Genomic DNA, 15,137 nt, shown 5'->3' with positions numbered 1-15,137 from the left:
CTGGACAAATGGCCCAGCCACTGGAGGTAACGACAACAGCTTCATAATTGACAATAACTCTCAATAAACCGTGAACTATTGACCCAACATAATCCACTACATGTCACATATACACACTAAAGCATAATAACGAATAAAGCCGATATAATCGAGAAGCTAGGCTATTGATTATAAATAAGTTGTGATATTCCCCTTGATCTCGCAATAAGTTCACCTCTAGCCAAAATTTAGTTTTCAATCGACTAACTAAGATCTATGTTCCTGTTTTGTAGAACTGTTCCCATCCATTCATCAACCTCGCTCTCCAGCCAAGCCACAGCTCTATCCCCTAAACAGATGGACTTAGGAAACTCGTCATTATTCATCTTACGATAAATCGTAGAGCGGCTAAGGGCTGTCTTTTGCATTACTTCTTTTAGTTTTAGAAATCTCATGTCGGTATCTCCTTTATTCATCCATAAAAGGAGTCCGATGCGTATTTTTTAACCCAAGACGTCTCACTAGTTCTCAAGCCGACGATCCAAGATTCAATTCAAAAAATTTTCAAGCACATATTACCTAAGTGCATATCCAAACGGATGCACCTAGGAGAGTTGAATTATGCAAATAGAAAATTTATCGACAGATTACCCGACAACGAGTCAATTATCCGACCACCAGGTACTAGAACAAGCAGCAGAGATCATTGCTAACAAGTATCTGAGGGGCGATGTGTTTTCTAGTCCAGAAGCGACAAAGGAATTTTTAACCTACAAACTGGGGAACTATGAAAGAGAGGTATTTGCTGTCTTGATGCTAGATAATCAGCATCGACTTATTGAGTTTAAAGAACTGTTTTTTGGCACGATAGACTCTGCCAGTGTCTATCCACGGGAAGTTGTTAAGCTCACACTAAAGACGAATGCAGCTGCTGTAATTTTCGCTCACAACCACCCTTCAGGGGTATCGGAACCATCTCAGGCAGATAGACGAATTACTTCACGTTTAAAGGATGCTCTTGCTCTAGTCGATGTTCGAGTGCTCGACCATTTCATCGTTGGTGAATCATGTGTGTCGTTTGCGGAAAGGGGACTAATATGAATCTACCAATCTTGAGAGATAGCATATTGCCATTATCAAATGAACTTTTGGTTAGTTTGAGTACATCCCTTGAGCTTTGCAACATACCCAGAGACGCCAAACGAATAGCACTGAACTTTAGAGATACACAGTACAACCAAACTGGTAAGGGTTCACTCCCGGTTGAAGTTCACTTAGCTAGAGAAACACAGGATAGTCCTTGGCACATAGCTATCATGGCGTGCTTTGCATACCCAGAAGCCGCAAGCTCGCAAATGGAGGTGCAACTTTACTTCAATTTGAAACAAGGTTGGTTTTATCAGCCAGATATCGAGCAATGTGACTTGAATAGGCCTGAAGTGATCGAGCTGTTTAAATCATGGGACAAAGCCTTTGTGCGATTACTCCGTAAAAAAGCTTTCAATCAGCTCACCCTTACTGTTCTAAAGAAACTTTCTCGCTAACAAGCGTCTAACCATACCCCTTACTGCTCTACAATGGGTAGTAAGGATTTTTTATGCCTGTTAATCGACAACATAATACAACAACGAAACAACCTAGTTTGAAACGTATATTATTAAAGAAAAAGACGTTTTGGTCGCAATCTCCAATACAAGAGCGAAAGTATTGTTCTTCACTCTATTTTTAGTTGTTAGCAACGAGCAAAAGGATTGTAACGTTGTCTAGGCTCAACGTAGTTGGGGCTGTTCCTCATTTCCATCTGCTCTCTTTTGTAATTGTGCTCACTCACTTTTTTTATCAGCCACTCATCAACTAACGACTCTTCCCAAGCCACGGCTCTATTTGCAATGGAAACACTCGCAGGAAAGTCACCTGACTGAATCAAGCGATACAACGTAGCTTTGCTTAGGCCTGTTTTGTGTAAGACTTCTTTTAGGCGAATTAATCTCATCTTGCTTACCCTTATAATTAAACAATTGACTCTCTTGAAGGCCCAGATATCACGCATCACCAAGAATCACTAGGTCTCATAAGATAGAGAACAAATTGGCATGATTTTTCAACACGGCATAGAGAGCTTGGGAAGTCCCAAGCTCTATCAAGATGATTGCCACTATTAGTGAATCACAAATACGGTCCTGTCCCTACATGCAACCTCTATACTCGGCTACATGAAAAATTTTTACTTCTGCTCCCATACTGTTTTGTTTCATACTTTGCCAAATAACTCAGTCGTCGAAAGACATCATTGCACTGCTGGAGGTAATCCGATGAATTCCTGTCCAAATGGTAATAAGGAGTATCAGAAGGGATGTGGATTAAAGACACAACGTCTTCAGGGTTCTCATACATTAATGCACTAGCCCAAGCTCTGTAGAGCTTTCCAGCAAGGTTATTTCGTAGCTCTCGGTAATCACCAAAGCCAAAATAAGCATCTTTATTTAGAATCAGGGCTACGTGATAGTGAGGTTGCGTAGCCGCATTCATTTCTTTTGCCCAAACGTACCTAATAGTACACGGGTGTACTCTTTTACCTTCACGTTCTTTTTTGGCAATGCCTGCTCGAACTTGTGCTTTGAAAGACTCAATAAACCGAGTAATAACGTTAGAACTATACTCTTGTGTAGGCTCTTCTAGATAGGTCTGTAAATTGGGAAGGTGCAAGTCAAAGCGAAGTACCGTTGTACGAGCCTGTTCGGCCATTGCTCGATCCATTAAATTGTAGATTGAACTGAGATAGGCTTCGCTTAGCGTAAGATTCGACAATACCTCTAGTCCATTGAATGTTAATGATTTATTGTTTGTTGAATTGTATAGGTTATTCATCATTCTTCTTCCTATGGTTAGTTTCCATAGAAGAAGTGATCACTGTATTTTTTAACTCTGACCTACTGTTCGATAAGGAAGTATTTCACCTAGTAAGCTTGTTGCTTACTAGTGATTAGTTATTGATATATAGACACTAGTATTAACAAACCGACATTGAGGTAGTTAGATCAGAGTTCGATATCAATGTACTGCTTGTCAAAATCCCCTTGAAATAGGAGCATTCAGGGATCATAGGTCACTCTGATAAAAACTCACCATGGCAAAAGCAATTTGTCGACTCGTTTACTCAATTGCTCATGATTTTCAAAAGACTCAACAACGTGAGGGGAAGCCCCTTCATGACTTACCTCACAACGATCTTTTAAAAGTGTGAGTTTAGATTCTCCATACCATTGATTAGACGTAAACAGCACCTCGAATGACTCAATGTACTTTTCTCGTTTTTCTGTGGCCCTGTAAGTAAACACCGGTACCAAAACGACTTTATCGACGCTTAACTCGGTATAAGAGTATGTCAGGATAGCTTGATACCTCTTCGCTATCCCTTGTGCAATAGAAAGGGTTAGCAAAGCAAAATCAAGATATCCAGACCATAGATTGGTCACTTCGCTAAACTCTCTTTTTTCGCCTTCAACGCTTAATACAAGTTGCTTTCTAATGTAATCAAAAACAGAGTACTCATCTTTTAAAGCTGAAATTCCCTCGGGAGCATCAATAGCAGCCACCAGCTTCAAAGTCGTGTCCATAAGCGAAGCTGCTTTTGTTTTACCCAGGAACACGTTGGGTGAAACCAAATCAATGACCCTAAGTAAGGTCGATTCTTCAGCCAAGGTGTGCATGTTTTCACTTAGCATCACAGACGCGAGTTCAAACAACTTAAGTTGATACTGGCTGGCAAGCGACTTGCGCTTGAGAAACGGATAGATATTCTTCATATCCAGGTACTGGCAATACCTAGCAATTATCTGGGGCCAACTTGCTCCTTTGGACGGTCTTGTCCCAAAAAGTGCGTCTGCCTCGGTAGACATGTTCCCCCACGTGATACCATTTACGTAGAAAGTAAGCCGAGAAGCATTTGGGTAGCATCCCGTTAGAAGGGGGTGGTATACATTTAGGTAGTACTTTGCTTTAACCTTGCCAAATAGTTCAGCCCCTGTAACCCCAGGAACATATGCTCTGACAAGCCCATTATCAACCATCGTAGCCAACTGAGACTTGAATCTATCCTTACTTATGCCTCCCATTAATCTGGATATCTCTGCTGTACCTAAGTTAGACACAACCCCCATTTCATCAGAGTGAAGAACGAGTATCAGCAAAAACAATTTGTTAGAACTTCTAAATCCACCTTTTAAAGCGTCACCACAACCACTGCCGTCGGCATCAATAATTCGTGCCATAGTATGGACATTTGCCTCACAGAACTTCTTTAACAATGGCGTCGACTCAATAACCTTTTCCATTTTTACAGTGAAGCGGTAGCGAGTTGGTCCTCTACCTTTACCTCGATAATTTCTCGTTTTCTCTGTTTCTAAACACCCTTCAGATTCAAGTTTTTTTAAGAGATTATTGACTGTATTCCTCGTCGAATAATGCTCCGTCACGATGTCTTCAACCTTAATTTCGAAGTGCGAGTCCTGTCTGAATCGGCGTAACAAAGTGACCAACAGATAGATTGATTCTGGGGATAATTCTTTAGGCAAAACTTGACTCCAACACGGATAACCAACTTAAAAACAGTCTGTATATAAAGAATATTAACACGTACAAAAACACGTTATATAAGTTGTTTGCTTATCTGTTTAAATATGTGAACTAACCACTAGACTGATTCAAGGAGCGATGAGAATATGCCTTAAGCAAGCTAGAAACTTCAAGGTAAAATCAGTGCATAGTGCCAACCCTAAAATGGAAAAAAGACTTAGTTGGATAACGCCACAAGAACCAAGACAAGCAGAATGGTTGCGAGGCTACATTAGTCAGAAAGGTTGGTACTCGAATACCCCTTTTAGTGGGTGGGCTAGTAATTATGTAACCTCTTTTTTGACTGAAGCGATAACGTGGGATGAGAATGCCGACACAAGAGAACGATGCAGAAATCTCAAAGCTGCATGGCAATCTTGGGATAAGCGAGATAAGAATAAACGAACTCAAAAATTTTCCGAGGGTTCATATACCATATCCTCAGCTGCCAGGAATCAGCTTGAAATGCTAGCAAAGGATGGTAATTCCAGTTTCAGTGGCATAATTGAAGAGCTGTTACTTAATGCTCAGGAAATAAAACACCTTCAAAAACAGTTAGCTCGTGTATTGAAAGAAAAAGACTATGGCAGGTCAGTCAACTGCAATTTCCTATCCACTTTTTTTGCTGATGACATGCTGATGGCTAAAGCTGAACTTGTTACACAGCAACTAGAAAAGAGAAACAGTTACGAGAAGAGCACCAGTAAAGAAAAGTTAGGAAAAGCAAGAGATACCATTAAAGAGAAAACAGCGGAGCTACTTGAGGTAAAAAGCAAGTTAAAAGCCTTGCAAGCAGAAACTGATACACTAAAAGCTGAGAACAAAAAACTGCAAGATTTAGCACAAGAAGCTCAAAAAGAGCTAGACCAATACTTAGCCGAATAGCCCGACCACATCACATTATTGAAAGCATTTTAGTGGTCACCACCACCTTTAGTAACCACCTTAGTAACCAAACAAAAAATCAAACCGAAATAAAGCATTTAAATTCAAGATCTTAAAGATTAAGATCAACTTACGCCAGCCCACCAAACATTTGGAAAGGCGGTAAGTCATTGACTTGCCGCTTTTGTATTTAAAATCGTAGAATCTTGGTTGTTTGTACTAAACATGCGCTATCTGAAACCCTACCCTGATGGCATCTGGAACTTTCCCTTGCAAATACACATTTCAACTCGTCTGACAAGGCTGAGATCACCCGATACTATTTACGATAAAAATGTAACTTAGCTCTACAAGGTAAACCATAGCCATAGGCACCCGCTTTTCATCAAAACTCAAACCAGAAGCCCTCAAGCAAATTACTGCTTACGGTTACCCCGTTGCAGATGCCACAACGCACTGGGTAAGCTTTTAGTGTAGGTTTAAACCGTAAGTAAATTAGTGTGGTAATGTCTACTGCGGCTCGGGCAGCACAGGTGCAGTGCTATCCATGTAAGTCAGGTAATTAGACCATAACGCGTGGGTGCGTTGCTTAATCATCTTTTCCATGCAGGTGGCATGCATGACGCCGCGAATGCTGCCTTCACGCCAGTAAGTGTATACGGCATTACAATGAGCATCCGCATAGGTTTGCCATGCTTGTTGCGACGCATCAATGGCTTTGATTAACTCGGCGTCAGAGCTGTTATGGCTTTTACTTTTAGCAAGATAGGTGGCCATTTCTTGCGCGGCGAGTTCAGCCTTTTGTCCGGCGCAATCATTAATTTGTAAGGTGTTTACGGCATTATCGCAATCAATTTCTTCGCTGGCAAAAGCACTGGCCATGCAAGCTGTGAACAGCCAACCTAGCATCATGAATAGTTTCACCGTTTCTCCTTGGCAATAAACTGATAATTATAGACTTTTAACAAGTAAACCCTACAACAATTACACAACGATGAGCAAGTTTACAACGATGCTTACCTTGCTGAGCTAACCACTGACGTTTGCTGCCATTTGGTTTTGCGCCAAGCGTTTTACTTTCTGGGCCAACGGATGGTCTTGCATTTGTAGAGATTGCTCAGCATCTGCCAAGGCTTTTTCAAATTCTGATTTTTCGGCCAAACAATAGGCTCGCTTACGTAACCATTCATCGTCTAAACCAAACTGCAGAGCTTCACTGTAGTGGGTAATGCACTTGCCATCTTGACCATTCAGGTAGGCTTGATTGCCTTGCCAAGCAGCGGCCGCACCCGCCAACAAATATAGCCGAGGGTTGTGTTTCACAAAGCCTTGGGTCTCTTCAGCGAAGGCGCGCATTTTTTCCAGCGACCCCCCCTGCTCTGGCTGTAAAGCAGTCATATAGTTCTCGCGATATTGATACCCTGCTGGGTTAATTGCAATAGCTTCAAGTAAATACGTTTTACGCGGGTTCAGTAACGCAGTGCCTTTATTTATCACAATCAGCCAGTCGTACACGGGTAAAAGACTGGGTGCCATTTGCTTGGCTTGCGTTAAATCTTGATATGCTAAATTAAAATGCGCATCTCTGGCTTTTGCTTGAGCCGCCGTTAATTGACCGTCGGCTTGGCTTTTAGCGCTTAACTGGCCAAGCTGCGCATAATAAACACCGCGAACTAAATGAGCATAAGGCGAAGGAGCTTGAGTCACCCAATTATCAAGTTCATGTTGGGCTGTGTTGATATTCGCTAAGACGTCAATACTTTGTGTAAGCGCCCGCTCCCATTGAATATCTTGTGACAGTTTTTGGCTGAGATCATTAAAGTGCGCATCTAACACAGAGTATTTTTGCCCTTGCAGCAAAGGGGTTAAATCATCTTGGCTTGCAACCTGCCTCGCCAGTGCGGATTGCTGAGCCTTTATCTGCTTTTTAGCCAATCCAGTTTGTGCGGCCACTTGGTAGTGACCTAAATAGTCGTAGCCCCACCAACCTGAAGCTGCCAAAGCGCAAACTAATACTAACCCTGCTTTAATCTTAACCAGCTTGTGCCAACGGCTTTCCACCACATAAGTGGGTTGCGATGAGAAAGTGGGCGTGGTAGCCGCTTGCTCTGCAGGTGCTTCTGAGGTTGAGTGTTTATTTTTGGGCAGCGCCATCTTGGGTAACTTCAGTTTTCGCTGTTTCGCTTTTTTTGCTTGTGACTCATTAACTTCTAAGTCTTTATCCACCGCGCTGTCTGCCATGGTTGGTTTACTGGCTCGTGGCGCAGCTTTGTTTGCAGGCTTATTGCTCACCTTTGCCGTTGCAGCGCCAGCAATTTTGGACTTTTCCGCCGTGAGCTCAGAAGCAGCGGTTTCGGCCTGAGCTTGTTTACCAGCAGAAGGTTGGCTTTGTTTGCTTGTGACCGGCTCGGTGACAAATTCTTTTTTCACCACCATGGGGGTTTCGCAATAATCACAGATATTGAGTGAGATCTGAACGTTGCCGCAATTTGGACAGACTTTTTTGATAATGGCTTTGGGTTTGGCTTTTAGAGAAGCACTTTTAGCGCCTGACCTCGCCCGCTCTACGCGAACGTCTAAGCCCATATCGTCAAGCTTATGCTGGGCGATACTCGCCTCCTCACGAGAGAGACCTTCTTTTAGTACCGTTTTATTGCCTTGCAATAATGCATTGGCGCTGCCTCGAGTGGTGTTTAACGCACGGCATATATTTTCAATCACGATTTGACGGTTAAAATGAACCTTGGTTCTGCCTGTACATACGACATTCCATTGTCTGTTCACGTCTTTCACTGCTTCAGTCCCACCATGATAATTTACACTTCTTTGATTCACATCAATCGAAAATCATCAGCATGCTAGCGATTAAACCATTAAATGAAAAGTGCACCGTCGAGTGTTTTGGTTAAAAATCACGCGAATTAGATTAAAGAAAGTTAACTAAATAATAAAAGTCCCTTAGCCATACCCTTAGCCATAATAGTTTAGTGGCCCAGAAACCCGCCTTGATGAAATTTCAATACCAAATACTTGCTGTTTGGTTTGGCTTGCCTTGCCTTGCCTTGCCTTGCCAAATATAGCTTACCCACTCTTAAGGTTTATCGAGCAGTATCTCCATCTCAAAACTATATAGATTTTGTATAAAGTGATTTAATTTTAACGGTTATTATCAAATTTATACGATGCGCATACACTGCATGTGATGAATTCTCTGCGCTATACACGCAGAGCCCCACCGCTAACAGGAGCAGATGATGCGTTACCAAGGTAAAATTTACCGGCCCTGGATGGAGGCCGACAGCGTCTTAATTCAAACCACTTTAGGTTGCAGCAATAACCAATGCACCTTTTGCACCATGTTTGATGACAAAAGATTTAAAGTCAGAGAGTTAGAAGATATTTTCACCGACATCGCCAGCGCCAGACAGCGCCACGCCAAGGTTGAGTCTATCTTTTTGATCGACGGCAACGTGATGGCCATGCGCACTGAGAAGTTGCTGCGTATCGTTGACAAAATTCGTGATACTTTTCCCGAGCTGCAGCATTTGGCCCTGTATTCCTGCTTTAACGATTTTCGCCGTAAATCGGTAGCAGACTTAACAGCATTACGCACTGCGGGTTTAACCACGGCGTATTCTGGCCTCGAGTCCGGCGACCCAGTGGTGCTAGAAAACATCAAAAAAGGCATGACACGGGAGCACGCTATAGAAGGCATGGCTCGGGCCAAAGAAGCCGGTATTCAGGTGCTGGCCTCGTTTATTTTTGGCTTGGGCGGTAAAACCCGCTCGCGAGAGCACGCTGAAAATACCACAAGCTTGCTCAATATAATGCAACCAGACGCCATAGCACCGATGGCATTAGCGGTGCAACCTGGCAGTGAGCTTGCCGCGCAGATCCAACGTGGCGAGTTTATCTTGCCAACGCCTTTGCAGTTGCTCGAAGAAGAAAAGTATCTATTGGAAAATATGGGTGACTTTCCTTGTTATTATTGGGGCGATCACGGTAACAATATCGCCTCAATGAAAGGTGAATGGCCCGCAGTGCGAGACCCTTTTTTAGCGCACATTAATGAGCACATTGCCTACAACCCCATGGCCAAGAAAAATGTGATAGAAACCTACGCGTGGTAATAACCCACCCCAACTAACCAAAGGCTTGTAGACCTTAAGCCTTTGGTTTAAATATTATACCAAGGGCAACTCACGATATTGAGCGCGCGATGGAATGCAATGTCTGAGCGGCTCTTTTCTGTCTTATCTCCAATCACCTTCACTGGCTTTCACAAAATACCCTGTAGCGGTTGATGCCAGATGATAAGCCAATGTTCACCTGAAGCCGGATCCATGCTAATCAGACTTGCTTTAGTCGCACTAAATACTGCTACATACTGCGTTTAAATCACCGCCTGCACTTTGATACTCGGCGCCGTGTTTTTATTGTATTTCTAATGACCTGTAACACTGCGTTAAATCACTCGAAATGCTTTAGCCAGTAACATGCTCATCCGACATCAAGGCTGTTTTGAATACGTCTTTGGGCCGCCAGCCCTGTCGATAAAAAGCACAAGCGCTTTAACGGCTAATCAAACAGTCGAGAACATTAACGGATGCTCCCCCTCATGGAATGAGTTTTACTAATGAGGATTTACAATGCAACGCACATTATTAGCAGCTTCAATCGCACTCTTTTCGGCTAACGTATTGGCAAGCGAAGTGTATCTAGACGCTAACTACAAATCTCACGACGTTGGCGCTATCAAGCTGGGCTCAGACTTTGGCTTCACTGGCTTAGACTTGAGCGCAGAAGTTCAAACCGTTAAAGGCAATTACGACAAAACGGAACTTGAAGCCGCTTACCAATTCAATATTACCGAAAACTGGTACGTCACTCCTTCAGTCAATTACGTGTTCAATAAAAGCATGCAAATAAAAGGCGCGAATATCACCGACTATGGCGTTATGCCATTTGTTGACGGTAATGCTCAATGGGTAGGTATGGGTGCGTGGGCCACTGCCACCCAGTATGACCTAACGCGTACCAATGTCGCGAAATTTGGCCTAAAAACTGGCTACCAATTCAACAATGGTTTGTTTGCTTCTGCCCGTTTTCGCCATGAAATAGGCGGCGCTCAGTTAAAAGTGAACAGTACCACACACACAGCACACTTAGCTCGAGGGTCAAAAGATGAAATTGTTCCCGTGGCCCAAGGCAGCTACCAACTAAGTTCAAATAAAGAGCTCAAAACAAATCGTTGGGATCTCACGCTCGGGTATGACGCAAAAGACATTGCACCATTAGTGGCGCAGTACAACTACGTGCACAAAAACTTCTCTGGGCCGATAAAAGGCAGCGATAAATCTCACGAAATGAAACTTGTATACACCGGCTTTGGCGATGCGCAGCCTTACGTTGAATACACCGCTAACGAGTCTCGTGACAACGAGTTCAAAGCAGGCCTTCGCTACACATTTTAACGAGCCCTTCAACCTGCTTTAACGTTTAAAATCTGTAAGTAGGCTATGACAATACATTCATTGTCATAGCCTGCGCCCCAAAGCTGTGACACCAGCCCCTATGCTCACATCTTCGACCGCTTCCTTCGCACATTACCTTATTAACATATAATTTTTATTTATCATTAGAATAACAATTGATAATTTTTATTAATTTCACTGTCACCATATACTCTCCACATCGAAACAAACAACAGTTAACAACACAAACATTCGGAGTCAAATATGAAAATGAATCACGTAGGCATCATGGTTGGCGACATGGACAAAGCCGTTGAGTTTTACACTAAAGCGCTTGGCTTAAGAGTGGTGATGGGCAATACCAAAGTCATAGAAGAACGTGAAAGCGCGATTGGCCGTATGTGCATCGCCGTGTTTGGTGAAGGTTTTAAAGGCTTCAATATCGCCCATTTGGTAACAACAGGTGGCATAGGTGTAGAGCTGTTTGAAATGAAAGAGCGTCAAGAACGCCACGACGTGGATTTCAAACGTTTGGGCATCTTCCATTTCTGTTTGCAAACCGACGACTTTGAAGGTGTTATCGAACGGGTAAGAGAGTTTGGCGGCAAAACGCGCATGGACATTATGCGCTATCACCCAGAAGACGATAGCAAACCTGCGCAAATGATTTACCTTGAAGACCCATTTGGTAACTTGTTTGAGCTTTACTCACACACATATGAAGAAACGTACGCCACAGACTACGAGTAACTGAAAGGTCGCGCTCACTGTCAACGTAAGTGAGCTAAGATGATAAAGCCGCCGTTTGGCGGTTTTTTTGTGCGAGCAGGCTTTGCCTCAAGACACCCCTTGATTCATAACGAACTCGCAGCCTCAAGCATACAACACCAGACTCAGCGACATAACACTCGCCAACGCCGATCAGCGCAGCCCTTCCACACGAGCCTTCTGCACAAGCATCTAAACTAGCCAACTAATAGCAACCAATACCAACTGATACCAACTGATACCAACCAACTACAACTAAACAACTAATTCCAACTAAGACCAACTAATACCAGCTAAGACCAACTAATACCAACTAATACCAACTAATACCAACTAATACCAACTAATACCAACTAATACCAACTAATACCAGCTAATACCAACTAATACCAACTAATACCAGCTAAACAAACCGTTTAACGGCACAAACTGACTTTGCTCAAATACCGAGATAAGTACGGGCGGTTATTACAGCAGTTGCGAAACGCATAAAGTAGTTTCCCAGCGCATGCCTATTGCAGTAAGTAGTGGGAAACAGACGATTGATGGCAAAGCCACACCTGTATTGCCTCGCCTTAATAGCGTTTGAATGAGTAAAGCACGCTACGCATTGCGCTTGACCCTTTAAGAGCCTGAAGACGAATAAAACATAATGAGCAGCGTGAAACAAAACCCGGAACTCAATAACGCATATGTTAACCGTTCGGCTTGGCACTCAAGTCAGTATTACCAGTAAAACGTTACCACGATAAACACCTTTTTTGCCGACTCTAAACCTCGCTTTATAGCCTTTGAGACCATTGCATCTGGCTTAAAAAATCATTTGCGGCAACATGCAATCTGCGCAAATATTTTTGAACGGTGATAAAAAAGGTGCCCAAGGGCACCTTTGATCGTTGCTTTATCTGTTTTGTCTGTTAGTTGTCTATTTGTACGACTAATCAGCTTACAAATTATCGAGCGCTTACGACTCAAGCTTTAAGAAGTAATCAAAAATCTCAGGGACATTGCCGTTGCCCAAACCAGCGTCAAGCGCGGCTTGTAGGTTGGCTGACGAGCCTTCGGCAATTTTTGATTCTGTGCCTAAGTCTTTCACCATTTCTAAGAAATAGCCTAAATCTTTGTTGGCATTAGCAATAGAGAAGCCTAAATCGCTCACACCATCTACTGCGTAGTTTTTACAAAACTGCATAAATGGCGAGTTTGAAGGGCCAGTAGACATAATGTCAAATAATTGCTGGCGATCAACACCGGCACGATCCGCTACCGCAAATGCTTGTGACATGGCGCATACCGTAGTCATGCCCATAAAGTTATTCACCAATTTAGTGGTGTGGCCAGCGCCTAACTCACCTAAATGGAAGACGTTCTCACCTTGCTCGTCAAGCACAGGCTTCACTTTATTAAAGGTCTCTTGATCACCGGCTGCCATGATATTAAGCAAGCCATCTTTAGCGTGAGCTGGTGTTCTACCAAGCGGAGCGTCAATCATACCTGCCCCTTTGGCTTTTAACTCGGCACCGATTTTGCGCGTTGATGCTGGGATAGATGTACCAAAATCAATCAGTACCGCACCTTCTTTAATACCCGCCAAAATACCTTGGTCGCCGTAAACCACTTTTTCAACAACCGCAGAAGTTGTTAAACATAACATGACAATATCGCTGTTTTCAGCCAGCTCTTTGCCACTGGTAACCGCGTTAGCACCACGCGCCACGCACGCAGCTACCGCTTCTTGGTTTAAATCCATAACGTTCAATTGGTAGCCGCGTTTTTGCAGATTTTCTACCATGTTTCCGCCCATCAGGCCCAGACCAATAAAACCAATTACAGGTTTTGACATATTTAATTCCTCGCAACGTTTATTTGTATGATTATATTATATATGAATCTTTCAGATCACAAGTGTACATTTCAAAAAATCTTACAAACACCGGGATAACAGTAATATATATCTTGGAAAACCCATACATTATAGACGTAGCTTGAGTACATGTATGATAAATACAATAAATAGTACTGGCTAAAGTCACGGATTACGCTCGCCATGAATGTTTAAGCGTGACAGGCTCAAGCATCAAGCCATTACCGCTCAAAAGGCAAAACCATTAAATTGTGAGATGAGATACAGTGAGCAATCATCAGGGTCCTTAATCACTTTGCTTAGCGGGTATTAAGTTGACGTGTATTAAGGCCATTTCTGGTTATTGATACGATTGAGCTAACAATATAGCGGCGTAACTCGCAACGAAAGCGACAGCGGGTCTCAAAGTGACTAATACGCCCAACAAATATCACTTTTATGGGGATGCATAATTACTGTGGGGTGATACCGGGCCTGGTGACAATATAAACCACGCCTAGTTGTAGTAAGCACGCTATTCATAAAGCAAAAAAAGCGAGCTTGATGGAGCTCGCTACTGCGTTTAATCTGCGCGCCTTAAAACAACCATTGATAAAGCAAGCCAGCGCTGATGGCCATGGTGATGATCACCACTAAAAATGCGCCTATTAAGTGATTTTTGAAAATAGATTTTAATAAAATCACTTCGGTTAAGCTCGCACCGGCACTGCCAATGATTAACGCCATGACTGCGCCTAATCCCATGCCTTTAGCAGCCAATGCCGCGCTTAAAGGGATCACCGCTTCCGCGCGAATGTATAAAGGTATGCCGATCACCGCGGCCACAGGAATGGCAAAAGGGTTATCTTCACTGGCCACTTTGGCCACAAACTCGGTTGGCATAAAGCCGTATATTAACGCGCCGATAGCAATGCCGCCTAATAAGTAAGGCAATACTTGGATAAAGTCTTTCCAAGTACTACGCCAAATTTTCCGCCATTTACTTTCAGGCTTGGCGCTGGCGCCGCAACTTGATCCGCAGCCTTTGCTTTCAGGTTCAGCATACGCTTCCATGCGCACGTAACGCTCAAAGCCTAACTTTTCTAATGCAAAGCCCGCCACTACTGAGACCCCCATCGCGACCGTGAAGTACAATAAAGTCACGTGTAAACCGAAGGTCACAGCAAAAAGGCCAATAATTATCGGGTTTAACAAAGGACTGGCAAACAAAAACACCATCATGGTGCCAAAGCCCGCTTGAGCTCTCAATAACCCTTTTAAAAAAGGAATTGTGGAACACGAACAAAAAGGCGTGATAGCGCCGAGCAAGGCTGCGACGACGTAACCTTTACCATTTTTGCTGCTAAGAATATGCTGGATCTTGGCTGGAGGTATATAGCTTTGCAGTACCCCTACGCCATAGCTTATCAACAAAAATAACAATGTTAGCTCTACCGCTAAAAAGGCAAACATGCCCAGTGCGTCCATCACCATTTGTTGAGTTATGTTCATTTTTAACACCTTACATTTCTGGAATAGTCGAAATATAATCATACACCTTTCGCGTGTCAATT

The 15,137-nt window shown here is 43.1% G+C and carries 13 protein-coding genes and 1 pseudogene; 6 read left to right on the top strand and 8 right to left on the bottom strand.

Features of this window, described 5'->3' with window-relative positions; translation table 11 throughout:
- Positions 1-242 precede the first annotated feature (242 nt).
- The gene (locus D1Z90_RS17520) at positions 243-434 is read right to left on the bottom strand and encodes an AlpA family transcriptional regulator (RefSeq protein WP_119912092.1); all 192 of its coding nucleotides are present in this window, start codon (positions 432-434) and stop codon (positions 243-245) included.
- Between the two features lie 166 nt (positions 435-600).
- Between D1Z90_RS17520 and radC the strand changes: the two genes are divergently transcribed.
- A complete protein-coding gene (gene radC, locus D1Z90_RS17515; RefSeq protein ID WP_119912091.1) occupies positions 601-1,080 on the top strand; it encodes a RadC family protein in 480 nt (159 codons plus the stop codon).
- The gene (locus D1Z90_RS17510) at positions 1,077-1,523 is read left to right on the top strand and encodes a DUF2787 family protein (protein ID WP_158587178.1); all 447 of its coding nucleotides are present in this window, start codon (positions 1,077-1,079) and stop codon (positions 1,521-1,523) included. The genes radC and D1Z90_RS17510 overlap by 4 nt, the downstream gene beginning before the upstream one ends.
- A 188-nt stretch (positions 1,524-1,711) precedes the next feature.
- Here D1Z90_RS17510 and D1Z90_RS17505 read toward each other — a convergent pair whose 3' ends face one another.
- From D1Z90_RS17505 to D1Z90_RS17495, 3 genes are all read right to left on the bottom strand, one after another.
- Complete coding sequence (locus D1Z90_RS17505; RefSeq protein WP_119912089.1) at positions 1,712-1,972, bottom strand: helix-turn-helix transcriptional regulator; 261 nt, start codon at positions 1,970-1,972, stop codon at positions 1,712-1,714.
- A gap of 206 nt (positions 1,973-2,178) precedes the next feature.
- Positions 2,179-2,850, bottom strand: a complete 672-nt coding sequence (locus D1Z90_RS17500; protein ID WP_119912088.1) for an inovirus Gp2 family protein — start codon at positions 2,848-2,850, stop codon at positions 2,179-2,181.
- 251 nt (positions 2,851-3,101) lie between these two features.
- Complete coding sequence (locus tag D1Z90_RS17495; protein WP_119912087.1) at positions 3,102-4,553, bottom strand: hypothetical protein; 1,452 nt, start codon at positions 4,551-4,553, stop codon at positions 3,102-3,104.
- A 184-nt stretch (positions 4,554-4,737) separates the two neighbouring features.
- Between D1Z90_RS17495 and D1Z90_RS17490 the strand changes: the two genes are divergently transcribed.
- A complete protein-coding gene (locus tag D1Z90_RS17490) occupies positions 4,738-5,478 on the top strand; it encodes a hypothetical protein (protein ID WP_147378793.1) in 741 nt (246 codons plus the stop codon).
- A gap of 510 nt (positions 5,479-5,988) precedes the next feature.
- On the opposite strand, the gene D1Z90_RS17485 is transcribed toward D1Z90_RS17490, so the two are convergent.
- Both D1Z90_RS17485 and D1Z90_RS17480 read right to left on the bottom strand, forming a co-directional pair.
- On the bottom strand, positions 5,989-6,402 hold the full coding sequence (locus D1Z90_RS17485; RefSeq protein ID WP_232525291.1) for a lysozyme inhibitor LprI family protein: 414 nt from the start codon (positions 6,400-6,402) through the stop codon (positions 5,989-5,991).
- A 105-nt stretch (positions 6,403-6,507) separates the two neighbouring features.
- Positions 6,508-8,271, bottom strand: coding sequence for a hypothetical protein (locus D1Z90_RS17480; protein WP_147378792.1), 1,764 nt, complete (start codon positions 8,269-8,271; stop codon positions 6,508-6,510).
- Between the two features lie 458 nt (positions 8,272-8,729).
- On the opposite strand from D1Z90_RS17480, the gene D1Z90_RS17475 reads away from it, so the two are divergent.
- The 3 genes from D1Z90_RS17475 (at position 8,730) to D1Z90_RS17465 (ending at position 11,702) form a co-directional block, all read left to right on the top strand.
- On the top strand, positions 8,730-9,608 hold the full coding sequence (locus D1Z90_RS17475; RefSeq protein ID WP_232525290.1) for a radical SAM protein: 879 nt from the start codon (positions 8,730-8,732) through the stop codon (positions 9,606-9,608).
- A 519-nt stretch (positions 9,609-10,127) separates the two neighbouring features.
- Positions 10,128-10,952: a hypothetical protein gene (locus tag D1Z90_RS17470; protein WP_119912083.1), complete on the top strand. Its 825-nt coding sequence runs from the start codon at positions 10,128-10,130 to the stop codon at positions 10,950-10,952.
- Positions 10,953-11,216: 264 nt separating this feature from the next.
- Positions 11,217-11,702: a VOC family protein gene (locus tag D1Z90_RS17465; RefSeq protein ID WP_119912082.1), complete on the top strand. Its 486-nt coding sequence runs from the start codon at positions 11,217-11,219 to the stop codon at positions 11,700-11,702.
- Positions 11,703-12,684: 982 nt separating this feature from the next.
- Here the strand turns inward: D1Z90_RS17465 and D1Z90_RS17460 are convergent.
- Together D1Z90_RS17460 and D1Z90_RS17455 are read right to left on the bottom strand one after the other, a co-directional pair.
- Positions 12,685-13,566 (bottom strand): annotated as a pseudogene (locus D1Z90_RS17460) (NAD(P)-dependent oxidoreductase); the annotation flags it as partial.
- 594 nt (positions 13,567-14,160) lie between these two features.
- Complete coding sequence (locus tag D1Z90_RS17455) at positions 14,161-15,075, bottom strand: permease (RefSeq protein WP_119912080.1); 915 nt, start codon at positions 15,073-15,075, stop codon at positions 14,161-14,163.
- Between the last annotated feature and the right edge of the window lie 62 nt (positions 15,076-15,137).

This window comes from Motilimonas pumila, from assembly GCF_003596335.1.
Classification (GTDB): domain Bacteria; phylum Pseudomonadota; class Gammaproteobacteria; order Enterobacterales; family CBDFNC01; genus Motilimonas; species Motilimonas pumila.
Note: the sequence above shows the minus strand (reverse complement) of the source record. Positions and strands in the feature narration are given on the sequence as shown.

Coding starts and splice junctions, on each gene's coding strand:
- D1Z90_RS17520 (WP_119912092.1), bottom strand. CDS start 434: ATGAGATTTCTAAAACTAAAAGAAGTAATGCAAAAGACAGCCCTTAGC.
- D1Z90_RS17465 (WP_119912082.1), top strand. CDS start 11,217: ATGAAAATGAATCACGTAGGCATCATGGTTGGCGACATGGACAAAGCC.
- D1Z90_RS17505 (WP_119912089.1), bottom strand. CDS start 1,972: ATGAGATTAATTCGCCTAAAAGAAGTCTTACACAAAACAGGCCTAAGC.
- D1Z90_RS17500 (WP_119912088.1), bottom strand. CDS start 2,850: ATGATGAATAACCTATACAATTCAACAAACAATAAATCATTAACATTC.
- radC (WP_119912091.1), top strand. CDS start 601: ATGCAAATAGAAAATTTATCGACAGATTACCCGACAACGAGTCAATTA.
- D1Z90_RS17510 (WP_158587178.1), top strand. CDS start 1,077: ATGAATCTACCAATCTTGAGAGATAGCATATTGCCATTATCAAATGAA.
- D1Z90_RS17455 (WP_119912080.1), bottom strand. CDS start 15,075: ATGAACATAACTCAACAAATGGTGATGGACGCACTGGGCATGTTTGCC.
- D1Z90_RS17475 (WP_232525290.1), top strand. CDS start 8,730: ATGATGCGTTACCAAGGTAAAATTTACCGGCCCTGGATGGAGGCCGAC.
- D1Z90_RS17470 (WP_119912083.1), top strand. CDS start 10,128: ATGCAACGCACATTATTAGCAGCTTCAATCGCACTCTTTTCGGCTAAC.